The organism is Rahnella inusitata (genome assembly GCF_018288855.1).
Classification (GTDB): Bacteria; Pseudomonadota; Gammaproteobacteria; order Enterobacterales; family Enterobacteriaceae; genus Rahnella; species Rahnella inusitata.
Genome location: NZ_CP065024.1, coordinates 1,568,618 through 1,592,600, shown reverse-complemented (window position 1 = coordinate 1,592,600; position 23,983 = coordinate 1,568,618). Strand labels below are relative to the sequence as shown.

21 protein-coding genes are annotated in these 23,983 nt (G+C 54.1%); 11 read left to right on the top strand and 10 right to left on the bottom strand.

The features are described from left to right. Positions 1 to 630: 630 nt before the first annotated feature. The 7 genes from cysA to I2123_RS07450 form a co-directional block, all read right to left on the bottom strand. Complete coding sequence (cysA, locus tag I2123_RS07480; RefSeq protein ID WP_213052102.1) at positions 631 to 1,725, bottom strand: sulfate/thiosulfate ABC transporter ATP-binding protein CysA; 1,095 nt, start codon at positions 1,723 to 1,725, stop codon at positions 631 to 633. Next, entirely contained in the window at positions 1,715 to 2,590 is an 876-nt protein-coding gene (gene cysW / locus I2123_RS07475; RefSeq protein ID WP_112164933.1) for a sulfate/thiosulfate ABC transporter permease CysW, read from the bottom strand. Before cysW ends, cysA begins: the two co-directional genes overlap by 11 nt. Then, on the bottom strand, positions 2,590 to 3,420 hold the full coding sequence (gene cysT, locus I2123_RS07470; protein ID WP_112164931.1) for a sulfate/thiosulfate ABC transporter permease CysT: 831 nt from the start codon (positions 3,418 to 3,420) through the stop codon (positions 2,590 to 2,592). The genes cysW and cysT overlap by 1 nt, the downstream gene beginning before the upstream one ends. Next, positions 3,420 to 4,397: a sulfate ABC transporter substrate-binding protein gene (locus tag I2123_RS07465; RefSeq protein ID WP_244207721.1), complete on the bottom strand. Its 978-nt coding sequence runs from the start codon at positions 4,395 to 4,397 to the stop codon at positions 3,420 to 3,422. The genes cysT and I2123_RS07465 overlap by 1 nt, the downstream gene beginning before the upstream one ends. A 297-nt stretch (positions 4,398 to 4,694) precedes the next feature. Continuing rightward, complete coding sequence (locus I2123_RS07460; RefSeq protein ID WP_112164928.1) at positions 4,695 to 5,594, bottom strand: Dyp-type peroxidase; 900 nt, start codon at positions 5,592 to 5,594, stop codon at positions 4,695 to 4,697. A 107-nt stretch (positions 5,595 to 5,701) separates the two neighbouring features. Next, positions 5,702 to 6,328 (bottom strand): RpoE-regulated lipoprotein, encoded by a 627-nt coding sequence (locus tag I2123_RS07455; protein ID WP_213052101.1) that lies wholly within the window; start codon positions 6,326 to 6,328, stop codon positions 5,702 to 5,704. A gap of 147 nt (positions 6,329 to 6,475) precedes the next feature. Then, positions 6,476 to 6,919 carry a DUF2919 domain-containing protein gene (locus tag I2123_RS07450; RefSeq protein WP_112164924.1) on the bottom strand — a complete coding sequence of 148 codons (444 nt, stop codon included), beginning with the start codon at positions 6,917 to 6,919 and terminating at the stop codon, positions 6,476 to 6,478. A gap of 171 nt (positions 6,920 to 7,090) precedes the next feature. Between I2123_RS07450 and I2123_RS07445 the strand changes: the two genes are divergently transcribed. Beyond that, entirely contained in the window at positions 7,091 to 7,489 is a 399-nt protein-coding gene (locus I2123_RS07445; protein WP_213052479.1) for a YgiW/YdeI family stress tolerance OB fold protein, read from the top strand. 68 nt (positions 7,490 to 7,557) lie between these two features. Here the strand turns inward: I2123_RS07445 and I2123_RS07440 are convergent, their stop codons facing one another. Then, a complete protein-coding gene (locus I2123_RS07440) occupies positions 7,558 to 7,983 on the bottom strand; it encodes a GNAT family acetyltransferase (RefSeq protein WP_112164920.1) in 426 nt (141 codons plus the stop codon). 277 nt (positions 7,984 to 8,260) lie between these two features. Here I2123_RS07440 and amiA point away from each other — a divergent pair, with 277 nt between their 5' ends. The 4 genes from amiA to uriH all read left to right on the top strand — a co-directional run bounded on the left by amiA (position 8,261) and on the right by uriH (position 11,627). Continuing rightward, the gene (gene amiA / locus I2123_RS07435) at positions 8,261 to 9,145 is read left to right on the top strand and encodes an N-acetylmuramoyl-L-alanine amidase AmiA (RefSeq protein WP_112164916.1); all 885 of its coding nucleotides are present in this window, start codon (positions 8,261 to 8,263) and stop codon (positions 9,143 to 9,145) included. A gap of 72 nt (positions 9,146 to 9,217) precedes the next feature. Further along, complete coding sequence (gene hemF, locus I2123_RS07430; protein WP_213052100.1) at positions 9,218 to 10,183, top strand: oxygen-dependent coproporphyrinogen oxidase; 966 nt, start codon at positions 9,218 to 9,220, stop codon at positions 10,181 to 10,183. Continuing rightward, positions 10,183 to 10,632 (top strand): YaiI/YqxD family protein, encoded by a 450-nt coding sequence (locus I2123_RS07425; protein WP_112164912.1) that lies wholly within the window; start codon positions 10,183 to 10,185, stop codon positions 10,630 to 10,632. Before hemF ends, I2123_RS07425 begins: the two co-directional genes overlap by 1 nt. 47 nt (positions 10,633 to 10,679) lie before the next feature. Beyond that, a complete protein-coding gene (uriH, locus tag I2123_RS07420) occupies positions 10,680 to 11,627 on the top strand; it encodes a uridine-preferring nucleoside hydrolase UriH (RefSeq protein ID WP_213052099.1) in 948 nt (315 codons plus the stop codon). A 171-nt stretch (positions 11,628 to 11,798) separates the two neighbouring features. On the opposite strand, the gene maeB is transcribed toward uriH, so the two are convergent. Continuing rightward, on the bottom strand, positions 11,799 to 14,078 hold the full coding sequence (maeB, locus tag I2123_RS07415) for an NADP-dependent oxaloacetate-decarboxylating malate dehydrogenase (RefSeq protein ID WP_112164908.1): 2,280 nt from the start codon (positions 14,076 to 14,078) through the stop codon (positions 11,799 to 11,801). A gap of 399 nt (positions 14,079 to 14,477) precedes the next feature. On the opposite strand from maeB, the gene tal reads away from it, so the two are divergent. The 3 genes from tal to yegD all read left to right on the top strand — a co-directional run bounded on the left by tal (position 14,478) and on the right by yegD (position 19,063). Then, positions 14,478 to 15,431: a transaldolase gene (gene tal / locus I2123_RS07410; RefSeq protein ID WP_112164904.1), complete on the top strand. Its 954-nt coding sequence runs from the start codon at positions 14,478 to 14,480 to the stop codon at positions 15,429 to 15,431. 62 nt (positions 15,432 to 15,493) lie between these two features. Then, positions 15,494 to 17,488 (top strand): transketolase, encoded by a 1,995-nt coding sequence (tkt, locus tag I2123_RS07405; RefSeq protein WP_213052098.1) that lies wholly within the window; start codon positions 15,494 to 15,496, stop codon positions 17,486 to 17,488. Between the two features lie 222 nt (positions 17,489 to 17,710). Beyond that, complete coding sequence (yegD, locus tag I2123_RS07400; protein WP_112164900.1) at positions 17,711 to 19,063, top strand: molecular chaperone; 1,353 nt, start codon at positions 17,711 to 17,713, stop codon at positions 19,061 to 19,063. 80 nt (positions 19,064 to 19,143) lie between these two features. Here yegD and I2123_RS07395 read toward each other — a convergent pair whose 3' ends face one another. Continuing rightward, the gene (locus I2123_RS07395; RefSeq protein WP_213052097.1) at positions 19,144 to 20,100 is read right to left on the bottom strand and encodes an aldo/keto reductase; all 957 of its coding nucleotides are present in this window, start codon (positions 20,098 to 20,100) and stop codon (positions 19,144 to 19,146) included. Between the two features lie 269 nt (positions 20,101 to 20,369). On the opposite strand from I2123_RS07395, the gene mdtD reads away from it, so the two are divergent. From mdtD to baeR, 3 genes are read left to right on the top strand one after another with little or no spacing between them, the layout of a single operon-like run. After that, the gene (gene mdtD, locus I2123_RS07390) at positions 20,370 to 21,842 is read left to right on the top strand and encodes a multidrug transporter subunit MdtD (RefSeq protein ID WP_213052096.1); all 1,473 of its coding nucleotides are present in this window, start codon (positions 20,370 to 20,372) and stop codon (positions 21,840 to 21,842) included. After that, the gene (baeS, locus tag I2123_RS07385) at positions 21,839 to 23,224 is read left to right on the top strand and encodes an envelope stress sensor histidine kinase BaeS (RefSeq protein WP_112164894.1); all 1,386 of its coding nucleotides are present in this window, start codon (positions 21,839 to 21,841) and stop codon (positions 23,222 to 23,224) included. The genes mdtD and baeS overlap by 4 nt, the downstream gene beginning before the upstream one ends. Next, positions 23,224 to 23,943: an envelope stress response regulator BaeR gene (gene baeR, locus I2123_RS07380; protein WP_112164892.1), complete on the top strand. Its 720-nt coding sequence runs from the start codon at positions 23,224 to 23,226 to the stop codon at positions 23,941 to 23,943. Before baeS ends, baeR begins: the two co-directional genes overlap by 1 nt. The last annotated feature ends 40 nt before the right edge of the window (positions 23,944 to 23,983 follow it).

The window sequence follows — 23,983 nt, the reverse complement described above, 5'->3', positions numbered from 1 at the left end:
GTGACGGCTCCCTGACATTTGTCAGATTAGAAATCTTTTCAATTCATAAATAGGCTATCCGATTTATTGGCCGCATTATAGATAGCTATTTTTAATATAGCAACACTATTTTAAATTCATAACTTTGACTTATTTACAAGTAAAATACATACAAAAAAACTATTAAAAATTCATTCTCTTCATTCAATATTAAATTATATTCTAAATAAAAATAAACTATAGAAATCAGAAAGTTAAACATAATAATACAATTGCCTTAAAGATTTACCCAAAGCATGAAAAATTATTTTCACATGCTAATTAAAAGTCCAACTTATTCTTTAAAAAGGATATTACCTTACATGCCATTTTGTTGGTTATATTTATAGCTCTCATTCTCATTATCTATCAGTAAGGTACAAGTTACAGATTTACTCTGTCTTTTAGTGTCCTTTAGAATTCATGAAGTCACTTCTCCTCCACTACACAAGTTCTTGAAGAGATCATGTCTGCTTTTTTTATTCGAGGGGAACAAGGAGAAGAGCAAGGAAGGTGTCGGAGATATTACTAAAAATACGGAGGTAAAGAGAGGATTACATCAGTAAACCGAAAGCAGTATTTTGCTACTTTCGGCTAATAACCAATGAATTATCAGGCACTTTTTGCCAATGCAACGGATTGCAACTGTTGATCGCCGGCATACAGGCGACCATTAAGACCGCCGACATAAAAGCGATCGCCGCGCTGTGGCGCGCTGACACCGTGAGTTTGTGAAAGCACCACTGCCAGCGGTTCGTCATGCCAACCTTCGGCCTGGACTATTAGTTGCCAAAAATGCCCTCGCGGGCTGACTTCCACCACTTTAACCGGCAGCGGGCAGCGCGCATTACTTTGCGGGGTGATTTCCATTTCCCACGGACGCAGGAAAAGATCGACCGGCCCCTGATGCAAAGGCGGGTTTTCCAGCGGCCAGTGATGTGCGCCTACGTATAGCTGCGAGCCACGGATGTCACCGCTGATTTTATTCACTTCGCCCATAAATTCGAGTACAAAACGGGTCGCCGGTTCGCGCCAGATTTCTTCCGGAGCCCCGACCTGTTCGATATTGCCCTGACTCATCACCACCACGCGGTCAGCAACTTCCATTGCTTCTTCCTGATCGTGCGTTACGAACACGCTGGTGAATTTCAGTTCTTCATGCAGTTGACGCAGCCAGCGTCGCAGTTCTTTACGTACCTGAGCATCCAGCGCGCCGAAAGGTTCATCGAGCAGCAAGATTTGCGGTTCAACGGCCAGCGCACGCGCCAGCGCGACACGCTGTTTCTGGCCACCGGAAAGCTGGGCAGGATAGCGATTGGCCAAATGTGCCAGTTGCACCATCTCCAGCAGTTTGGTGACTTTTTGCCTGATAGCCTCGGCGTTTGGACGCTCGCGACGCGGCAGCACCGTAAGACCAAAGGCGATATTATCGAATACCGTCATGTGGCGGAACAGCGCGTAATGCTGAAACACAAAACCGACCTGACGGTCGCGGGCGTGCAGACGTGTCACGTCTTTACCGTGAAAGCTCAGGGACCCGGCGCTCTGATTTTCCAGCCCGGCGATAATGCGCAGCAGCGTGGTTTTCCCTGAACCGGAGGGCCCGAGCAGCGCAACCATTTCTCCGGAAGCAATATCGAGCGAGATATCATTAAGCACTTTCGTGCGGCCAAAATATTTGTTGATACCGTTAATTTCAATGCTCATGAATTTCCTCCCGCTCAAGACGGTCGTTGTGGCGCTTCAGACGCCATTGCAGTCCGCTTTTCAGAAACAGTGTGACGATGGCCATCAGGGTTAGCAGCGCGGCGGCAGTAAACGCGCCGGCAGTGTTGTAGTCCTGATGCAGTAATTCAACTTGTAATGGCAGCGTATAGGTTTCGCCGCGAATCGACCCGGACACCACCGAGACAGCGCCGAATTCTCCGATAGCGCGGGCGTTAGTCAGCACCACTCCGTACAGCAGTGCCCAGCGAATATTCGGTAATGTCACACGGCGGAACATTTGCCAGCCTGACGCACCGAGTAATACCGCTGCTTCATCTTCATGGCTGCCCTGGCTTAACATCACCGGCACCAGCTCACGGATAACAAAGGGACAGGTGACGAAAACGGTCACCATAACCATACCCGGCCAGGCGAACATGAACTGAATATTATGCGCGTCCAGCCAGCCGCCCAGCGGCCCGTTGGTGCCGTAGAACAGTAGATACAGTAAACCGGCAACCACAGGCGACACGGCAAACGGAATGTCGATAAGCGTCAGCAGCAGCTGGCGGCCAGGGAAGTTAAAGCGCGCCACCAGCCAGGCCAGCAACGTGCCGAAAATCAGATTGACCGGCACGGTAATAAGCGCCATCAGCACGGTCAGCCAGATGGAGTGCAACATGTCGGAATCCGACAGGTTCTTCCACACCGCGGCAATACCGTCAGAAAACGCCAGCACAAAGATGCTGATCATCGGGATCACCAACAGCAGAATACAAATCAGCACGCCGGTGCCGATCAGCGCCCATTTCACCCAGTCAATACGCTGGCGGGATGCGCCTGCAAAAGCCGGAACATCAGACATTATTGGCCTCCCAGACGACGGCCATAGCGGCTCTGTAACGTATTAATTGCGAACAGTAAGATGAGAGACGCCGCCAGAATAACCGAGGCAATGGCGCTGGCCGCCGGATAATCAAATTCCTGGAGGCGGATGAAAATCATCAGCGACGTTACTTCAGTTTTCCATGCGATATTGCCGGCGATGAAAATCACTGCGCCGAATTCCCCGAGGCTGCGGGTAAAGGACAGCGCCGTGCCCGCCATCAGCGAAGGCATCACTTCCGGCAACACTACCCGACGGAAACTCTGCCAGCGCGATGCCCCTAACGTTTCAGCCGCTTCTTCATATTCAGGGCCTAACTCTTCCAGCACCGGCTGAACAGTACGCACCACAAACGGGATGCTGGTAAACGCCATTGCCACCGCGATACCGAGCCAGGTGTAAGAGACTTTGATATCAAAATGTGCCAGCCACTGGCCGTAAAAACCGGTGGTTGAGAACAGTCCCGCCAGCGTCAGCCCCGCTACGGCAGTCGGTAACGCAAACGGCAAATCCATCAGGCCATCGATCAGACTTTTGCCGGGGAACTCATAACGGGTGAGGATCCACGCCATCAGCATGCCAAACACGCAGTTGAAAAGGCTGGCCACGCCCGCCGCCAGAAGCGTCACTTTGTACGCGGCGACAACCTGACCGTTGGTTATCACGTCCCAATATTGCGACAGCGTCATTTGTGACAGCTGCATCACCAGTGCACTCAGCGGTAAGAGCAGCACCAGACACACGAACAGCAGGCTGCTGCCGAGGCTCAGGGTGAATCCGGGTAATACGCGTTTGCTCGACAACAACATTACTTGTGACCTTGCTCTAACAGTTTATCCAGCTCACCGCCGGTACTAAAATGGGTGTCCATGACCTGCTTCCAGCTGCCAAACTGGTCTTCGACTTTGAAGAGTTGGGTGTCCGGGAACTGCCCTTTCGCCGCGGCCATTGCCGTTTTGTCATATACGCGGTAGTTAAAACTGGTGATAATTTTCTGCGCCTGCGGGCTCCACAGGTAATTCAGATAATCTTTGGCCGCTTTCTCGGTGCCATTTTTCTCGACGTTTTTATCGACCCACGCCACCGGGAACTCAGCAAGAATATCCACAGGTGGAACAATCACTTCGTATTTGTCGTCGCCGTACTGTTTGCGAATGTTGTTCACTTCGGATTCGAAGCTTATCAACACATCGCCCAGACCGCGTTCCACAAACGTGGTGGTCGCGCCACGGCCGCCGGTATCAAAAACCTGCACGTTTTTCAGGAAGCTCGCCATTTTGGCGCGAGTCTTCACGGTATCTTTCTTATCTTCAAGATTGAAAGCGCCCCAGGCGGCCAGATAGGTATAACGACCATTGCCGGAGGTTTTTGGATTTGGGAACACCAGCTTCACATCAGCACGGGTTAAATCATCCCAGCTGTGAATGTTCTTCGGATTGTCCTTACGCACCAGGAACGCCATGGTGGAATAGAACGGCGAGCTGTTGTTTGGGAGACGGCTTTGCCAGTCGGCGGGGATTAGATCACCACGGTCGTGAAGGATCTGCACATCCGTCACCTGATTGTAAGTGACCACGTCGGCCTTCAGGCCCTGCAAAATCGCCAACGCCTGTTTTGACGAACCGGCGTGCGATTGTTTGATCTCGAGTTTGTCGCCGTTATTTTGCTCAGCCCACTGTTTTTGAAACGGCGGATTCAGCGCCGCGAACAGCTCGCGGGAAACATCATAAGAGCTGTTCAGCAATTCGGTGGCGGATGCCGCACCGCTTGCCAGCAACATCGCCATCACGGAACCTTTCAGCACGTTGCCTGTAAACCACGCTTTACCCAACCCCGTTTCTGCAAACCCGATAGTTTTCATGCTTAGCCTTAGGTGAGTGAACCGATATGCGACGCTGATAAATGCCGCTCAATATCACACAGTGTATTTATAACTGAGGTTCAGGCTGTAACGGTTTTATATACCATTTAGTGATTTTCAAGCATGAAAAGCTATAAGGCATTAACAATCGAGGGGAGAAACAAGGCGGGTGGGAAGGAGGATGGGAAAACAGCGCGCCCGAAACGGACGCGCAGGGAGAATTTACAGCGCTAACAGACGGGTCAGGGAAGGCGCGAAATAATAGCTGCCGGTCACTGGGCGGGTGAAGCGCAACATGGCGTCGCGTTTACCGTCCAGGTCACCAAACATGCTCAGCAGTTGTTTCTCAATGTTCCACAAACGCGCGCAATAACTGATGAAGTACAAACCGTGCTCGCCGCTGACGGTGCCGTACGGCAGACTCTGACGCAGGATCTTCAGGCCTTTGCCTTCTTCTTTCAGATCCACGCGGCTGACGTGAGAGGTATCCGGACGTGTTTCTGAATCCAGTTCTTCGTCGGTCAGCTTGGTGCGGCCAATCACCTCTTCCTGCTGTTGCACGGAGAAGCGCTCCCACTGCACCAGATTGTGTTTCCAGCGCTGTACCATCACGTAGCTGCCACCGGCATCAACGCTGCCTTCAGGAATGATCGCCACCTGCGCACGGGCTTCGGCTTTCGGATTTTCAGTACCATCGACAAAACCACTGAGATCACGTTCTTCGATTCCGCGAAAACCGTGCGTTTCTTCTTCCACTACAATGGATGTCCCAAAGGCTTTTAGCGCCGCCTGCGCCAGCGCAAAGTTCACGTCATGGCGAAGAGACTGAATGTGCAGCAACATATCGCGCTGCGTGGCCGGTGCCAGCCCTTTGCCCAGTGGCACGAAAGATTTCAGCTCGTCCGCGCCCTGATTACCGGAAAGGTCGCGCCAGACGTCGTGACCAAATGCCACCACCGCGCCGAGATGTTGATCAGGAAACTTTTGCTGCAACTCTTCGAGCGCAGCTACAAATGTCCGGCAGCCCTGCCGGAGCGCATCCAGGTCGCCCTGAGCTTTCGCTTCTATGTAAATGGCGAAACGGCAATGTTCGGGCAAGATGCCGCTCTGAACCTGAGTCATGTTTTCATCCTCGTTAATTTGACCGGCGATATCATACCGGATGTCAATAAAAATGCCTTGCGCGAAGGCAAGGCATTGAGGATTTAGTGAGGCCAAAAATTCAGGCTTTATTGCGCAGTTGCCGCCGCAGGATCCGCGCGCCAGATAATTTTGCTGACCTTCCAGTCTTTGAGTGAATCATCTGCAGGCATCAGAGAATCCGGGCCATGCCAGATACCACTGAACACGTAGCTGACGTGCGTGCTTTGTGGCGCTTTACACTCGATGTTTTGGGCATCGTCGCCCTCGCCTTTCACGCACACATCAAACGCTTTGGTGTAGAGATCGCTAAACGGCGTACCGATTTTCACGCCCCATTCGCTTTCGACTTTAGCATCCACCACATCAACACGCTCCACCGAACCCTTCGGCGCGCCGCTGATGGACATTTTCACCTCTTTATCACTCATCGCCTGATAGAAGCTCAGCATCTTGCCGTTGCTCATCGACATGCCGCTTCGCAGGGTATAATCACCGTCCAGCGCGTCCTTGATGGCCTCTTCTGTCAGCGGCGTGCTGGCGGTTATCTCGCCGACGCCCTTGTCGGACACGGTCAGGCTGCTGCCGAACCAGTTAAGCGGATTGAAAGATGACCAGGACACGCTCGGCATCGACATATGTGACATTGACGAACAGCCGGTGAGGATCAGAGGCAGCGCCAGTAACATCGGGCGAACCTGTAAGCGAACAGTCATTCAGTACACTCCTTGACGGCCCGTTCCCGTTGGCCGGTGCGGCCTGACGGATAAACCGGCAGCATAAAAATGGGATATTTTTCAGAGATCAGTTTTTCGAAATCAGCGCCAGTTCGAGTGCTTTCTTTGTGTAAAAGTTCAAAAGCTTCATACCAGACGTCGTGCGGCATCAAAACAGGCGCGCAGACGGCGGCTCAACAGCCAGTACGCCAGCGCGGCGGCATCGAGCAGCGCCAGCACGATATCGACACCCGAAATCATATCAGTACTTTGCCACAGCCCGAGCGCCTGCAACGCGAACGTCACGAACATGCCCGCCAGCAATAACCAGTAACCGGCCTGCCAGACACGCGGAAACAAATGACGGCGGCCGCTGAGCAGAAAAATCATCGCGGGCGGCAGGCCGAGCAAAATACCTGACCAGAAACTGCGGGGATCAGGGTAGAACAGCGCCAGCAAATCACTGCCCTGCTGACGCGACGCGCCTGCCATCACAAACAGCAACCAGGTTCGCGCCTGTAAAATCAAAATCGTCCAGAACCACAGCGGCAATCGCAACATACCGTGGTCGTTATAATCATCCGGGTTCATAAATGAGGACAATGTTCCTGCACATTAAGGGAAATTAAACAATAATCAGGGCAGCTTAAGAAACCGTTAAGAAGACTCTGTTTTAATGGTTCTCAACGCAGCAACACATCGAAAAGATGCCATAGTTGCTGACACTCACCAGAAACAGTTAATTAAGGAAGACCTATTATGATGAAGAAGATCACTCTGGCAACCCTCATCGCACTATGTTCAGCGACTGCCTTTGCACAACAGACCGGCGGATTTAATGGTCCTTCGGCGCAGGAAGCTCAAACTCAGGCCGCACCACAGGGCGGATTCACCGGCACGACTGCGCTCAGCACGGTGAAAGATGCGCAAACCATGAAAGACGATCAGTGGATAATGCTGGAAGGTTTTATCGATCAGCGCATCGACCATGACAAATACATTTTCCGCGACAGTACCGGTACCCTGAATGTTGAGATTGATGGCAAACGCTGGCAGGGACAGAACGTATCGCCAAAAGATAAAATCCGCATCGAAGGTAAAGTCGATAAAGACTGGAACTCTGTGGAAGTGGACGTCAAAAGCGTAAAAGTCATCAAGTAACCACGCCCTGACGTAAAAAGCCCCGACGGTGAAAGCTGTCGGGGCTTTTTAATGAATGCCTGAGGGGATCAATATTCCTGATCTTCGATCAACCGCTTCCCCAGCAATAACGTGTCTGAAATCTCATAGCCGAGCTTTTCGTACATACTGACAACCGCATCGTTTTCAGCGCGCACCATTAAATTGATTTTCGGACAGCCGCGCGCGATGAGTTTCTTTTCCAGACGGTTCACCAGCGCATTGGCAATGCCGCGCCCGCGATAATCCGGATGAACACCGAGATAACCCGCTGATCCACGATGACCGTCGTAGCCGCCCATCAGCGTGCCGACCACTTCCCCACCGACTTCCGCCACCAGGAAAAACTCCGGGCTGTGGTTAATTTTGCGCTCAATATCCAGTTCAGGATCATTCCACGGACGCAGCAAGTCGCAGCGCTCCCATAAGGTCAGTACTTCTTCGAAATCTTCTTGACGGTATACGCGAATTTCCATCACTGTCGCCACGGGTAATAAAGGGATGATCTAATTATCGCGTGATCTGCTTGATACGCAACATCAAAATCGAAAATCGTGTATTTTATAACCGCAATTTATCCGTCACTTTCATCGCCCGGCAGAGAATTAATCATTACTTTGGGAAATATTTGCGCGGCAATATATTCATTCACGACACAAAATTCATAAAAAGTAATAGTTCTCAGATCGAAACTACAAAAAAGATACTCTATAACATAGGGCATTCTGCACTTATTCTGACGGTAATGGACTGATGTTAAACCCTCTGAACAAATTTCTGCATTTCCAGCCTCTGCCTGCTGCCGCTACACGTCGCCAACTCTTGTTGTCCGGTCTGGGTTTAGCCATTGCCGCTTTTGGTTCCCGCTCCGCCACCGCCGCGCAGCAGGAACACATCACCAAATCAGCTCCGGCACCCAAGCCGCCCGGCTCTAAAAAGCTGGTGATGATTGATCCGGGCCACGGCGGGATTGATTCGGGTGCCGTTGGCCACGAAGGCTCAGAAGAGAAACACGTGGTGCTGGAAATCGCCAATTATGTACGCGCCATCCTCGGTGAGCAGAGCCATATTGAAGTCAAACTGACCCGCGATTCCGATCATTTTATTCCGCTATATCAGCGCGTCGAGCTGGCTCATCAGCATCAGGCCGACCTGTTTGTATCGATTCACGCCGATGGCTACACCAGCCCGAGTGCCTCCGGTGCCTCGGTGTTTGCCCTCTCCAATCGCGGAGCCAGCAGCGCGATGGCGCGATATATGTCGAAAAAAGAAAACGACGCCGATCTGGTCGCCGGGGCGAAATATGCCAAAGAAGACAACAATTACCTGCAACAGGTTTTATTCGATCTGGTGCAAACCGATACCATTAAAAACAGCCTGACGCTCGGCCACCATGTGCTCGACCGCATCCGTCCGATCCACCACCTGCACAGTCAGCAGACCGAACAGGCGGCGTTCGCGGTACTGAAATCCCCGTCGATCCCGTCGATTTTGGTGGAAACCTCGTTCATCACAAACCATCAGGAAGAGCAGTTGCTGAGCACCACGGCGTTCCGTAAAGAGATAGCGCAGGCGATTTCGCAGGGCATTATCAATTTCTTCAGTTACTTCGATGCCAACGAACGCAAACCCCGCTGATCTGCCAACCTGAGCACAAATCACGTTATACTGACCTCCTATTTTTTTGATTCAGCGCTCGCAAGGCGCTGAATGTCTTTTCAGTCAACGTCTGCGAGTTTGCCCGTGAGCCAATCGATTCCCGACATCCAGCAAGTTAAAACTTTCCTGCTCCAACTGCAGGAGAACATTACTCAGCAACTGGCAGCCGCCGACGGTCAGGGCCAGTTCGCCGAAGATCAGTGGGTGCGCGAAGAAGGCGGCGGCGGCCAGAGCCGGGTGTTAACCGACGGTGCAGTCTTCGAACAGGCGGGCGTCAACTTCTCGCATGTTTCAGGCGCCACGCTTCCGGCCTCCGCCACCGCACACAGGCCGGAGCTGGCAGGACGCAGCTTCCAGGCGATGGGCGTTTCGCTGGTCATCCATCCGCTGAGTCCTTACGTGCCAACCAGTCATGCCAACGTGCGTTTTTTCATTGCTGAAAAAGAAGGTGAAGCGCCGGTGTGGTGGTTCGGCGGCGGGTTTGACCTTACGCCTTATTACGGATTTGAAGAAGACGCGCGCCACTGGCACCTGACGGCGCAGCAGCTTTGCCAGCCATTTGGCGACGACGTTTATCCGAAATACAAAAAGTGGTGCGACGACTACTTCTTTATCAAACATCGCAACGAGGCGCGCGGCATCGGCGGCTTGTTCTTCGACGATCTGAACACCCCGGATTTCTCAACTTGCTTCGATTTCATGCAGGCCGTGGGCAACGGTTTTACCGACGCCTATCTGCCGATTGTTGAAAAACGTAAAGCGCTGCCGTGGGGCGAACGCGAACGCCAGTTCCAGCTTTACCGTCGTGGCCGCTATGTGGAATTCAATCTGGTATGGGATCGCGGTACTCTGTTTGGCCTGCAAACCGGAGGCCGCACAGAATCGATTCTGATGTCGATGCCACCGCTGGTGCGCTGGGAATACGGTTATCAGCCAGAGGCGGGAAGCCCGGAAGCCGCGCTGTACAGCGATTTCCTGCCGGTACGCGACTGGCTAAAAAATGAGGAAAAGTACTGATGCAAATCTGGGTCGATGCCGATGCCTGTCCGAACGTCATCAAAGACGTTCTGTTCCGTGCCGCCGAGCGCACCGGCATGATGGTGACGCTGGTGGCTAACCAAATCATCCATACCCCGCCGTCCAAATTCCTGCGCACGCTGCGGGTAGAGGCCGGTTTTGACGTCGCCGATAATGAAATCGTCCGGCGCACTGAGCCGGGCGATTTAGTGATCACCGCCGATATCCCGCTGGCAGCGGAAGTGATCGAGAAAGGCGGCGTCGCGCTTAATCCGCGCGGCGAACGCTACACCACTGAAACCATTAAAGAGCGTCTGAACATGCGCGATTTCATGGATACCATGCGCGCCAGCGGCGTGCAGACCGGCGGACCGCCTGCACTCAATCAACGCGACCGTCAGCAATTCGCCAATGAACTGGATAAATGGCTGCAACAGGCCAAACGCTAAATCCGGTCGGGCAAACCGATTTACCCTACACATTAAAGGAATAAGAAATGGTCAAAAAGATTATCCTCGATTGTGATCCGGGGCACGATGACGCCATTGCGATGTTACTGGCGCACGGAAATCCGGAGATCGAGCTGCTCGCCGTCACCACGGTGGTCGGCAATCAGACGCTGGAAAAAGTCACCCGCAACGCCTTAGCCGTAGCGCGGGTCATCAACCTGACCGGTGTGCCTTTTGCCGCAGGCGCAACCCGCCCGCTGGTGCGTCAGGTGGAAATCGCCGATGAAATCCACGGGGACTCTGGCCTCGATGGTCCGGTTTTACCGGAAGCCGCCATTACCCTCGAACCGGTTCACGCCATCGATCTGATTATTGATTTGATCATGTCCCATCCGCCGAAAACCATCACGCTGGTGCCGACCGGTGGTTTGACCAATATTGCTATGGCGGTACGCAAAGAGCCGCGCATTGCAGAACGCGTCAAAGAAGTGGTGCTGATGGGCGGTGGTTATCACGTCGGTAACTGGAGCGCCGTGGCGGAGTTCAATATCAAAATTGACCCGGAAGCCGCACACATCGTCTTCAACGAAAAATGGCCGCTGACCATGGTCGGGCTGGATTTAACCCATCAGGCGCTGGCGACGCCGGAAGTGGCGGCACGCATCGCCGCCGTCGGTACGCAACCGGCAAAATTCGTCGGCGAGCTGCTCGAATTCTTCGGCCTGAGCTACAAAGACCGTCAGGGCTTTGATTCCCCGCCTGTGCATGACCCCTGCGCCGTGGCTTATGTAATTGATCCGAACGTGATGACGGTGCGCAAAGTGCCGATAGATATCGAGCTGACCGGTATGCTGACGCTGGGCATGACCGTCGCAGATTTCCGCGCCCCGCCGCCGCCGGACTGTCATACACAGGTCGCAGTGAAACTCGATCATCAACGCTTTTGGGATCTGATCGTCGATGCGCTTGAACGGATCGGAGAAGTGAAATACTGACCTAATGATGTCTGAGGCAGTTCACAAACAGTCCGCAACAGTGAAACCAGGCAGAACCGCGCTATCCATGGCGTGGACGCTTTACTCTTCTGCCTGTCTTTATCTGCACAGACTGGACTTCGCAATCTGATGGGCTTCCTCCGGGACGCCCTTTTACTTATATAACGAAAGTTATAATGGTTCGGTCTGCGCTTCGACCACCGCCAGCGCCACCATGTTTACAATGCGTCTGACCGAAGCAATTGGCGTCAGAATATGCACCGGTTTCGACACCCCCATCAACACCGGCCCGACGGTCACCCCTTCCGAACTGGAAACCCGCAGCAGGTTATAACTGATACGTGCCGACTCCATGTTTGGCATGATCAGGATATTGGCAGCCCCTTTCAGCGGGCTGTCTGGCATGATGTCCTGACGGATGCTTTCCACCAGCGCAGCATCGCCGTGCATCTCTCCGTCGATTTCCAAATCCGGCTCGCGGGCGTTCACCAGTTCCAGGGTTCTGCGCATTTTCAACGCCGCCGGGCTGTCCGAGGTACCGAAACTGGAATGTGATAACAACGCTACTTTCGGCTCGATACCGAAGCGTCGCACCGTTTCGGCCGCCATCAGCGTGATTTCCGCCAACTGTTCCGCCGTCGGATCGTCATTAACGTAGGTATCGGCGATAAAGGTGTTTCCGCTCGGCAACAGCAGCGCATTCATGGCCCCGGCAACGTGTGCACCTTCGCGGAAACCAAACACATTTTCCACAATGTCATAATGCTCATGATAAGTACCGACGGTGCCACAAATCATCGCGTCGGCTTCGCCGCGCAGCAACATGATGGCGGCAATCAGCGTCGGGTTGCCGATCACCGCGCGACGGGCCTGCTCCTGCGAGACGCCGCGCCGTTTCATGCGCTCATAATATTCGCGCCAGTATTCGTTAAAACGCGGATCGGATTCGTTATTCACCACTTCAAAATCTCTTCCCGCCTCAAGTTGCAGACCGAGTTTTTTAATGCGCATCTCAATGACACTAGGCCGTCCGACCAGAATCGGTTTCGCCAGCCCAAGGGAAATCAGCTCCTGCGTCGCCTGCAGCACGCGCTCCTCTTCCCCTTCGGCCATCACCACGCGTTTGGCGTCTTTTTTAGCCTGTGCGAAAATCGGCTTCATAAACAAATTGGTCTTGTAGACGAACTCAGACAGCTTCTCAATGTAAGCGTCAAAATCGACGATGGGCCGCGTCGCCACGCCGGAATCCATCGCTGCTTTAGCGACTGCCGGAGCAATTTTCACGATAAGCCGTGGATCGAAGGGCTTAGGAATGATGTACTCAGGCCCAAAAGACAGCTCCTCTTCCCCATACGCCGAAGCCACTACGTCGCTTTGTTCGGCCATCGCAAGGTCGGCGATCGCATGTACGCAGGCCAGTTTCATTTCCTCATTGATGGTGGTCGCACCAACGTCCAGCGCCCCGCGAAAAATGAACGGAAAACACAGCACGTTATTCACCTGATTCGGATAATCCGACCGGCCAGTGCAGATAATTGCATCCGGGCGCACGGCTTTGGCCAGCGGCGGCAGAATTTCCGGTTCAGGATTAGCAAGCGCCAGAATCAGCGGATCTTTAGCCATGGTTTTCACCATGTCCTGTGTCAGCACGCCCGGTCCGGAACAACCGAGGAAAATATCCGCCTGCGGGATCGCATCAGCCAGCGTGCGCTGTCCATTGTCCTCAATGGCATAGGCCGCTTTGGTTTCGGCCATATTTTCTTCGCGCCCCTGATAAATTACACCGCGCGAATCGCATGCCGTGATGTTGTGGCGTTTAAGCCCCAGCGCTACCAGCAAATTGAGGCAGGCAATGGCCGAAGCTCCCGCGCCTGACACCACCAGCCGCACATCGGAAATGTTTTTCCCGACCACGCGCAGGCCGTTAAGCACCGCAGCAGTACAGATAATTGCGGTGCCGTGCTGATCGTCATGGAACACCGGAATGTTCATACGTTCGCGCAGTTTTTTCTCAATGTAGAAACATTCAGGCGCTTTGATGTCTTCGAGATTGATGCCGCCGAACGTCGGTTCAAGCGCGGCGATCACGTTTATCAATTTGTCCGGATCCAGCTCATCTATTTCGATATCAAACACGTCGATACCGGCGAATTTCTTAAAAAGTACGCCCTTGCCTTCCATCACCGGTTTACCCGCCAGCGCGCCGATATTGCCAAGCCCGAGCACCGCCGTGCCGTTGGAAATCACTGCCACCAGATTGCCCTTAGCGGTGTATTTATAGGCAGCCAGCGGGTCTTTTTGGATTTCAAGACAAGGTGCCGCCACACCTGGAGAGTACGCCAGCGCCAGATCGCGCTGCGTGGCGAGCGGTTTGGTGGGTGAGACCTGAATTTTTCCGGGCACCGGGAATTCGTGGAAGTCGAGCGCACTCTGTTTCAGTTGTTCGTCCATCGTAGGGTCCTTTTTGTGTTTCTTATTTTTTATAGGGGTACAGACCGGGGAAGCCGCAACATTTGGTTCACCAACGCTTTCAGTTTTCCCGCACAACAGTATAGATAACCTGCCACGACAGAGGGTGAAGCACGACCAAAACTTGCGCGTTACATTGATTACTTTTCGTTCGCGGAAGACGTCTCGCAAATTTCGACTAAGCTTAATGTTCCCCCTTGCGCAACACAGGTTGAAAGTTCAGCCTTGCGTAGGCTTTTGCTTTTTCATTGCTCTGACCCATTACAACAATCAGAGAAAGCGCATTCAAATTGTTAACAGAATGATGCAGGGTAGTAGCCCTGTGAAAAGAGACGAACGCTTCTCTTCTCGTATCATTTTTCTTCCTAAGGAGATGTTGAAATGAACCAGTTAGACGCCCTCAAAAAGCTAACGACTGTCGTTGCCGACAGCGGTGATATCGAATCCATTCGTCATTTCGAACCGCAGGATGCCACCACCAATCCATCCTTAATTCTCAAAGCCGCCGACCTGCCGCAGTATCAAAACCTCATCAAAGACGCGCTGGATTACGCACGTAAAAAAGGCGGCAGCAAAGAGGATCAGGTGATCAACGCCACGGACAAGCTGGCGGTGAATATTGGTGTCGAAATTCTGAAAAGCGTCCCTGGCCGCATCTCGACCGAAGTCGATGCGCGCATGTCATTTGACAGCGAAAAGTGCCTGGCTAAAGCGCGAAAACTGATTGGCTTGTATCAGGAACAGGGGATCGATAAATCCCGCATTCTGATCAAACTGGCTTCCACCTGGGAAGGCATCAAAGCTGCCGAACAGCTGGAAAAGGAAGGCATTAACTGTAACCTGACGCTGCTGTTCTCTTTTGCTCAGGCACGCGCCTGCGCCGAAGCCGGTGTGTATCTGATCTCCCCGTTCGTTGGCCGAATCTATGACTGGTACAAAGCCAAAGAGCCAAATGCGACCTATGACGTGGAAAAAGATCCGGGCGTGAAATCCGTTCGTGAGATCTACAAGTACTACAAAGCGCAGGGCTATGAGACCGTCATCATGGGAGCGAGCTTCCGTAAAGTGGAACAGATCCTGGCGCTGGCCGGTTGTGACCGCCTGACCATCTCACCTAACCTGCTTGAAGAGCTGAAAGCCAGCGATGCGCCAGTGGAACGAAAACTGCAATCCTCATCAGCCCCGGGCAACAAACAGCCTGTGCCGCTGACTCAGGCCGAATTCCTCTGGGAACATCACCAGGACGCCATGGCTGTTGATAAACTGGCCGAAGGTATTCGCCAGTTTGCCGTCGATCAGAAGAAACTCGAAGATGTGCTGTCTGCTCAACTGTAATTTCACCCATTGATATTCCAATGGCTGCTGCCTGTGGGCGCGGCCATTCACCGGAGAAAAATATGCCTTCTCGTAGAGAACTAGCGAATGCTATCCGTGCCTTAAGCATGGATGCGGTGCAGAAAGCGAATTCCGGCCACCCCGGCGCACCAATGGGGATGGCGGATATCGCTGAAGTTCTGTGGCGCGATTACATGAATCATAACCCGACCAACCCGCACTGGGCCGATCGCGACCGCTTTGTGCTGTCGAACGGTCACGGTTCGATGCTGATTTACAGCCTGCTGCATCTCACCGGTTATGACCTGCCGATGAAAGAGCTGGAGAATTTCCGCCAGCTGCACTCCAAAACGCCGGGGCACCCGGAATACGGCTATACGCCGGGCGTTGAGACCACGACCGGCCCGCTGGGTCAGGGCATTGCCAACGCCGTCGGTTTTGCTATCGCCGAACGCACGCTGGCTGCGCAGTTCAACCGCGAAGGCCACGATATCGTCAACCACCATACCTACGCTTTTATGGGTGACGGTTGCATGATGGAAGGAATTTCCCACGAAGCCTGTTCGCTGGCTGGCACCATGAAACTCGGCAAACTGACTGCGTTTTATGATGACAACGGGATCTCTATCGACGGCCACGTGGAAGGCTGGTTCACCGATGACACTGCCAAACGTTTCGAAGCATATGGCTGGCATGTGATCCGCGGTGTTGATGGGCAGAACGCTGACGCCATCAAAGCAGCGATTGAAGAATCGCACAAAGTCACCGACCGTCCTTCCCTGCTGCTGTGTAAAACGGTCATCGGTTTTGGCTCGCCAAATAAACACGGTACGCACGATGCGCACGGCGCGGCTCTGGGCGTGGATGAAGTGGCTGCCACCCGCAAGGAACTGGGCTGGAACTACCCTGCCTTTGAAATTCCGCAGGATATTTATGCCGCCTGGGATGCCAAAGAAGCGGGTAAAGCGAAAGAAAAAGCCTGGGATGATAAGTTTGCGGCTTACGCCAGCGCTTATCCTGATCTGGCGAAAGAATTTAAGCGCCGCGTGAACGGTGAGCTGCCGGAAAACTGGGAAGCCGACGCGCAGAAATTCATCGAAGGTTTACAGGCTAATCCGGCCAACATTGCCAGCCGCAAAGCCTCACAAAACACGCTGGAAGAGTTCGGTAAAATTCTGCCTGAATTCCTCGGCGGTTCTGCTGACCTTGCGCCAAGTAACCTGACCATGTGGTCCGGCTCTAAATCGCTGGGTGATGACATAGCCGGTAACTATATCCATTACGGCGTGCGCGAGTTCGGCATGACGGCTATCTCCAACGGTATCGCGCTGCACGGCGGCTTCCTGCCTTATTCGGCTACGTTCCTGATGTTCGTCGAATACGCCCGTAATGCGGTGCGTATGGCGTCACTGATGAAGATCCGCAATGTGTTCGTCTACACCCATGATTCCATCGGCCTGGGCGAAGACGGCCCGACGCATCAGCCGGTCGAGCAAATGGCCAGCCTGCGCGTTACGCCAAACATGAGCCTGTGGCGTCCGGCGGATCAGGTCGAATCAGCAATCGCCTGGAAATACGCCATTGAGCGCAACGACGGCCCATCCGCACTGATCTTCTCCCGTCAGAACCTGACCCAGCAACCGCGTACAGCGGAGCAGCTGGCTAATGTGGCGCGTGGCGGTTATGTGCTGAAAGATTGCGAAGGCAAGCCAGACGTCATTCTGATAGCCACCGGTTCTGAAGTGGGTATTACCGTCGAAGCAGCCGATAAACTGGCCGCAGGCGGCACCAAAGTGCGCGTTGTTTCCATGCCGTCGACTGACGTTTACGACAAACAGGACACGGCATACCGTGAATCAGTGCTGCCGAAAGACGTTCCGGCGCGACTGGCAGTGGAAGCCGGTATTGCGGATTACTGGTACAAGTACGTTGGCCTCAACGGCGGCGTAGTCGGCATGACCAGCTTCGGCGAATCTGCTCCGGCAGAACAGCTGTTCAAAGAGTTCGGCTTTACTGTCGATAACGTTGTCGCGAAAGCGCAGGCGTTGCTGAAATAACGTCGTCGCCTGCCATACCCCTCCCGCCCTCCCTCTTTGCAGGGGGAGGAGCAAATTCAAAATCGGCTGGGTCTGCTCCCTCTCCTGCCAGGGAGAGGGCCGGGATGGGGTATCACCGCAAACACCTTGCATTTTTAAGGGCTAAAATCCCTTCGCTTTGGTCTTGCTCTAAATCCCTCGCTCCGGTAAAGTCCCGCACCTTCTTTGGCATGGGGATCAGTGATGTTTATTGGATTTGACTACGGTACAGCGAATTGCTCAGTTGCGGTGATGCGCGACAATAACGCCCAACTGCTGGCGTTAGAAAATAACGATCCTTATTTACCCTCCATGCTTTGTGCGCCAACTCGCGAAGCGGTCAGCGAATGGCTGAACCGTCACGGACAGGTGCCAACGGGCAGTGATGAAAATCTGGCGCTGCTGCGTCGCAGTATAAGCTTTAACCGCGAGGAAGATATTCCGGTTAACGCCAACAGCGTGCAGTTTGGTTTGCAGGCACTCGCCACCTATATGGAAGATCCGGAAGAGGTGTACTTTGTCCGCTCACCGAAATCCTTCCTGGGCGCAAACGGCCTGAAGCCGCAGCAAATTGCTCTGTTCGAAGATCTGGTCTGCGCGATGATGTATCACATCAAACGTCAGGCAGAATCCGTGTTACAGCAGACCATTGAGCAGACCGTCATTGGCCGCCCGATCAACTTCCAGGGCATGGGCGGCGATGATGCCAACCGTCAGGCACAGGGTATTTTGCAACGCGCCGCAGAACGCGCCGGTTTCCGCGATATCGCTTTCCAGTTCGAACCGGTAGCAGCAGGGCTGGATTTTGAAGCGACGCTGACGGACGAGAAAACCGTGCTGGTGGTGGATATCGGCGGTGGTACCACCGACTGCTCAGTATTGCTGATGGGCCCACAGTGGCGCGATAAGGCAGAGCGTCAGAACAGCCTGCTCGGCCACAGCGGTTGCCGCGTGGGCGGGAACGATCTGGATATCATGACAGCGTTCAAACAGCTGACGCCACAGTTCGGCATGGGCAGCGAAACCCACAAAGGAATCGCTATTCCTGCACTGCCTTACTGGAATGCGGTAGCGACTAACGATGTCCCTGCTCAGATCGATTTTTACAGCGTCGCCAATGGCCGCATGCTGCGTGATTTAATCCGCGATGCCGCACAGCCAGATCTCATCAAACGCCTGCTGAAAGTTCAGCAACAGCGTCTGAGCTATCGTCTGGTGCGCGCGGCGGAAGAGAGCAAGATTGCGCTATCCGAACGCGAAAGCGTCACGGCGGCAATGGACTTCATCGAGGCGGGTCTGGCAGAAACTATCAGCCAGCAGCAGCTGAGCGAAGCTATCGCACAGCCGCTGGAGCGCATTCAGGAACAGGTGAACCTGGCGCTGGCGAGCAGCGACATCAAGCCGGACGTGATTTATCTGACCGGTGGCAGTGCGCGCTCTCCTCTGCTACGGGCTGCGTTGCAGGCACAATTGCCGGGTATTCCGCTGGTCGGGGGCAACGATTTCGGCTCAGTCACCGCCGGTCTGGCCCGCTGGGCGCAAACCCTGTTCCGTTAATCGCAAGATTCCCGGCACATCAGTACGCAATAAAAAACCGCCTGATTTCTCACGGCGTTTTTTTTATTTTCCAAACGAGGTTATTTCCAGGCGCTGGCGTCGTTCAGCGTCTGAATATCGGCATCGTCCAGCCTGAGCGTCGCGGCCTGCGCCAGTTCATTGAGCTGTTGCAAAGAGGTGGCGCTGACAATCGGAGCGGTAATGCTCGGGCGCGCAATCTGCCATGCCAGCGCCACCTGCCCCGGCTGCACGCCGTGCTTCTCAGCCACCTGATCCAGCCCTTTAAGCACTTTCAAACCACGATCGTCGAGGTAACGTTCGATCACGCTTTCGCCACGCTTACTTTTGCTGGCATCCGCTTTGGTACGGTATTTCCCGGTCAGGAAACCGCTCGCCAGCCCGTAAAAATTGATCACACCGACACCGTTTTCCGTGACGACCTTTTCCAGCGCTTCTTCATACACTTTGCGGTCATACAAGTTGTACAGCGGTTGCAGCGTTTCATAACGCGCCAGCCCGTTATCCTTGCTGACTTTCAGCGCTTCGGCCAGACGCGGTGCGCTGTAGTTAGAAGCACCGATGGCCCGTACTTTACCTTCTTTGATTAACGCATCGAACGCGGCCAGTGATTCCGCCAGTGGTGTATCTGCGTCGTCATCATGGGACTGATAGAGATCGATATAATCCGTTTGCAGGCGCTTGAGCGATGCTTCAACCGCCTCTTTGATATAGCGTGGCGACAAGCCGACTTTGCCTTCGCCCATCGGTTTACCGACTTTAGTCGCCAGAACTATCTGGTCGCGCTTACCGGTTTTCTTCAACCAGTTGCCGATGATCGTTTCAGATTCGCCGCCCTGATTGCCATCGACCCAGCGGGAATAGACGTCGGCGGTATCGATAAAGTTCAGGTTATTATCCAGCAAGGCATCGAGCAGGCTGAAAGAGGCGGACTGATCGACTGTCCAGCCAAACACGTTGCCACCAAAAGTCAGCACCGGTACCTGAATACCTGAACGGCCTAATTCTCTTTTACTCATCACTCTCTCCCTATAACGGTCAGTGTAAAGTTGCTTCGCGTGCGAACGGTTTGTGATTCAGGGTTAACCTTAGCATTTTGATATAAAATGAGTGGCTTACTGCCCGACCTTTTTGTCATAAGTAATTTCAAAAATGTTAAGAGGATTGAGAAGGACTCTCCTTATTTCCTCCATTTTCTGCCGGAGCATTCTGGCTACACTGTGGGTCTGGCCTGCTGACGGTTGCCGTCCCCAGGCCGCGACAATGATTGTGCTGATGCGATAACCCGATGAAATCTGAAAATACTGAGACTGTACCGCCCTCCGAGCCGCTGCCGCCTTCTGTGCGCTGGCAGTTGTGGATCGTCGCGTTTGGCTTTTTTATGCAGGCGTTGGATACCACCATCGTCAATACCGCGCTGCCGTCGATGGCCCAAAGCCTCGGTGAAAATCCTCTGCACATGCATTCGGTGGTGGTCGCTTATGTGCTGACCGTGGCAGTGATGCTGCCCGCCAGTGGCTGGCTGGCGGATAAAGTCGGCGTCAAATGGGTGTTCTTCTCGGCCATCGTGCTGTTCACCCTGGGTTCACTGCTCTGTGCGCAATCTGACAGCCTGCGCGAGCTGGTGATGTCCCGCGTGGTACAAGGGATTGGCGGCGCGATGATGGTACCGGTCGGGCGGCTGACGGTGCTGAAAATCGTGCCGCGCAGTGAATATATGGCGGCCATGACCATGGTGACGTTACCCGGTCAGGTCGGCCCGCTGCTTGGCCCGGCACTCGGGGGTTTTCTGGTGCAGTACGCCAGCTGGCACTGGATATTTTTGATCAATCTGCCTGTCGGCATTGCCGGTTGTATTGCCACATTAATGATCATGCCGAATTACAAAATGCAGACGCGCCGCTTTGATATCAGCGGTTTTGTGATGCTGGCAGTGTGTATGGCGACGCTGACGCTGGCGCTCGACGGCAGCCGCGGGCTCGGGCTGACGCCGCTGGAATTACTGCTGCTGGTGGTGGTTGGATTTGGCGCGCTCGGTATCTACTGGATGCACGCGCGCGGTAATTTATCTGCCCTGTTTTCACTGCGTCTGTTTCATACGCCGACCTTTAAAATCGGCCTGACCGGCAGTTTTCTGGGTCGCATCGGCAGCGGTATGTTGCCGTTTATGACGCCGGTCTTTCTGCAACTCGGCATGGGCTTCACCCCCTTTCACGCCGGGCTGATGATGATCCCGATGGTGCTCGGTAGCATGGGAATGAAGCGCGTGGTGGTCCGGCTGGTCAATCAGCTCGGCTACCGTTCTGCGCTGGTAACCGCCACGCTGTTGCTGGCGCTGATTACGCTTATCTTCCCGCTGGTGGCGATTTACGGTGCTGTGTGGATGATCCCGATTGTGCTGTTCTTCCAGGGGATGGTGAATTCGCTGCGCTTCTCGTCGATGAATACCCTGACGCTGAAAGACTTGCCACCGCGCCTTGCCAGCAGCGGCAACAGTTTGCTGTCGATGATCATGCAGCTGTCGATGAGTCTGGGCGTCAGCGTCGCAGGTATCCTCATCGGCGTGTTTGCGCAACAGCAGGTGAACGTCGGCAGCGGCGCGATGCATACCGCGTTTCTGTACTGCTATATGGCGATGGCGGTGATTATCGCCCTGCCAGCCTGGGTCTTTTCGCGCGTGCCGGAGGATGCCCAGAAAAATGCCCTTATTGACCGTCGTCGCGCTGCGGCCAGCTCTCCCGATCCAATGAGAAAATCATGAAACTAGGAATTACCGTCAAACTGTTCATGGCCATCTTCTGCACCTGTGCGCTGGTGTTAATCACCATGAACTGGGGCGTGCGGATGAGCTTCGAGCGCGGCTTTATTGATTACATCCGCCAGAGTAACGAACAGCGCGTGGAGTTGCTGGCCGACACGTTGCAGGAACAATACAAACAGCACGGCAGCTGGGAGTTTTTAGAAACCAATGACCGTCTGATCTATCAGCTGATGCGTTCCTTTGAACAAAACAGCAGCCCGCGTATGCCGCCGCAGGGATGGCGCACAAAATTTTGGATCCTCGACAGTCACGATCGCCGGATTGGCGGATACGATCAGCCGGTGCCGCCTGATTTGCAGGGACCGCGCCGCGTGATGACCGTCAACGGCGTAGTGATAGGTTCGGTGATTTCGACCCCGGCTGAACGCCTCACGCGCGACGCCGACATCAACTTCGAGCGTCAGCAAAGCCGCACCAGCTGGATGATTGTCGCCTTTACCGCCCTGCTGGCCGCCGCCGTCACCTGGTTGTTATCGCGCGGTATGCTCGCGCCGGTCAAACGGCTGGTTAACGGCACCCATCAGCTGGCCGCCGGAGATTTCAGCACCCGCGTGGAAGTCGACAGTCAAGATGAGCTGGGGAAGCTGGCGCAGGATTTCAACCAGCTGGCGATGACGCTGGAAAAGAACGAGCAGATGCGGCGGGCGTTTATGGCCGATATTTCCCACGAGCTGCGCACTCCGCTGGCAGTGCTGCGCGGTGAACTGGAAGCGATGCAGGATGGCGTGCGCAAAATGACCCTTGGCTCACTGGAATCATTGCAGTCGGAAGTCTCAATCCTCACCAAGCTGGTGGATGATTTGCACCAGCTTTCCCTTTCCGATGCCGGTGCGCTGGCGTACCGTAAAGTGGATACCGATGTTGTGCATCTGGTGCAGTTGGCGGAAGCCGGTTCTCGCGATCGTTTCCACAGCAAGCAGTTAACGCTGACCAGCAAATTACCTGAAAGCGCGCAGGTGTTTGGCGATCCGCAGCGTCTGTCACAGCTTTTCAACAATCTTATGGAAAACAGCCTGCGCTATACTGACCCCAATGGCGGACTGGAAATTCTGGGCGAAATCCGCGACAAATTGCTGATACTCACGTTTCAGGACAGCGCGCCAGGCATCAGCGATGAACAGCTGATCCGCATTTTTGAACGCTTTTATCGCACCGAAGGCTCGCGTAACCGCGCCAGCGGCGGCTCCGGTTTAGGTCTGGCGATTTGTCAGAATATCGTCGAAGCACACGGCGGGCAGATAAGCGCCAGCCACTCTCCCGCAGGCGGCGTGCGTATCACGGTCGTCCTGCCGCTTTCTGTTCCACATGGACCGAGAAACTGATGAACGATTTAGTAGCATCCGGCCATGCGCCGTTAAAAATTTTGATTGTGGAAGATGAGCCGAAACTCGCTCAGTTGCTGATCGATTACCTCGACGCGGCGGGTTATGTCACCCAGTGGCTGCCTGACGGCCACGACGTGATTACTCAGGTCAAAGCCAGCCCGCCGGCGATGATCTTGCTGGATCTGATGTTGCCGGGCAGCAGCGGCCTGTCGATCTGTCGTGATATCCGCCAGTTTTCTGACGTGCCGATCATGATGGTAACGGCAAAAACCGAAGAGATTGATCGCCTGCTGGGGCTCGAAATCGGGGCGGATGATTACATCTGCAAACCGTACAGCCCGCGTGAAGTGGTGGCGCGCGTCAAAGTTATCCTGCGCCGCTGCGTGCGCCCGGATGAAAACATCACCAAAAGCCACGGTCTGCATATCGATGAAGCACGCTTTCAGGCATCGTTTCAGGGGCATGAACTGGAGCTGACGCCAGCAGAATTCCGCCTGCTGAAAACCCTGTCGGTAAAACCTGGCTATGTGTTTACCCGTGAAGTGCTGCTTAATAATCTCTACGATGATTACCGCGTGGTCACTGACCGCACCATCGACAGCCATATCAAAAACCTGCGCCGAAAGCTGGAGTCGCTGGACGGCGAGAAAGCCTTTATCCGCGCGGTCTACGGCGTTGGTTATCGGTGGGAAGCGGAGCCCTGCCATCTCGCCTGACGCTCATAGCCGTTCTTTTCGGGCCGACAGTTCAGTTTTG

Bases quoted from the DNA above. Each gene is read 5' to 3' on its own strand.
- tal (WP_112164904.1), top strand. From the start codon at position 14,478: ATGAACCAGTTAGACGCCCTCAAAAAGCTAACGACTGTCGTTGCCGAC.
- I2123_RS07440 (WP_112164920.1), bottom strand. From the start codon at position 7,983: ATGGAAATTCGCGTATACCGTCAAGAAGATTTCGAAGAAGTACTGACC.
- tkt (WP_213052098.1), top strand. From the start codon at position 15,494: ATGCCTTCTCGTAGAGAACTAGCGAATGCTATCCGTGCCTTAAGCATG.
- baeS (WP_112164894.1), top strand. From the start codon at position 21,839: ATGAAACTAGGAATTACCGTCAAACTGTTCATGGCCATCTTCTGCACC.
- cysW (WP_112164933.1), bottom strand. From the start codon at position 2,590: ATGTCTGATGTTCCGGCTTTTGCAGGCGCATCCCGCCAGCGTATTGAC.
- I2123_RS07460 (WP_112164928.1), bottom strand. From the start codon at position 5,594: ATGACTCAGGTTCAGAGCGGCATCTTGCCCGAACATTGCCGTTTCGCC.
- I2123_RS07445 (WP_213052479.1), top strand. From the start codon at position 7,091: ATGAAGAAGATCACTCTGGCAACCCTCATCGCACTATGTTCAGCGACT.
- hemF (WP_213052100.1), top strand. From the start codon at position 9,218: ATGTCTTTTCAGTCAACGTCTGCGAGTTTGCCCGTGAGCCAATCGATT.
- cysA (WP_213052102.1), bottom strand. From the start codon at position 1,725: ATGAGCATTGAAATTAACGGTATCAACAAATATTTTGGCCGCACGAAA.
- I2123_RS07465 (WP_244207721.1), bottom strand. From the start codon at position 4,397: ATGGCGATGTTGCTGGCAAGCGGTGCGGCATCCGCCACCGAATTGCTG.
- yegD (WP_112164900.1), top strand. From the start codon at position 17,711: ATGTTTATTGGATTTGACTACGGTACAGCGAATTGCTCAGTTGCGGTG.
- I2123_RS07425 (WP_112164912.1), top strand. From the start codon at position 10,183: ATGCAAATCTGGGTCGATGCCGATGCCTGTCCGAACGTCATCAAAGAC.
- baeR (WP_112164892.1), top strand. From the start codon at position 23,224: ATGAACGATTTAGTAGCATCCGGCCATGCGCCGTTAAAAATTTTGATT.
- amiA (WP_112164916.1), top strand. From the start codon at position 8,261: ATGTTAAACCCTCTGAACAAATTTCTGCATTTCCAGCCTCTGCCTGCT.
- cysT (WP_112164931.1), bottom strand. From the start codon at position 3,420: ATGTTGTTGTCGAGCAAACGCGTATTACCCGGATTCACCCTGAGCCTC.
- I2123_RS07395 (WP_213052097.1), bottom strand. From the start codon at position 20,100: ATGAGTAAAAGAGAATTAGGCCGTTCAGGTATTCAGGTACCGGTGCTG.
- maeB (WP_112164908.1), bottom strand. From the start codon at position 14,078: ATGGACGAACAACTGAAACAGAGTGCGCTCGACTTCCACGAATTCCCG.
- I2123_RS07455 (WP_213052101.1), bottom strand. From the start codon at position 6,328: ATGACTGTTCGCTTACAGGTTCGCCCGATGTTACTGGCGCTGCCTCTG.
- I2123_RS07450 (WP_112164924.1), bottom strand. From the start codon at position 6,919: ATGAACCCGGATGATTATAACGACCACGGTATGTTGCGATTGCCGCTG.
- uriH (WP_213052099.1), top strand. From the start codon at position 10,680: ATGGTCAAAAAGATTATCCTCGATTGTGATCCGGGGCACGATGACGCC.
- mdtD (WP_213052096.1), top strand. From the start codon at position 20,370: ATGAAATCTGAAAATACTGAGACTGTACCGCCCTCCGAGCCGCTGCCG.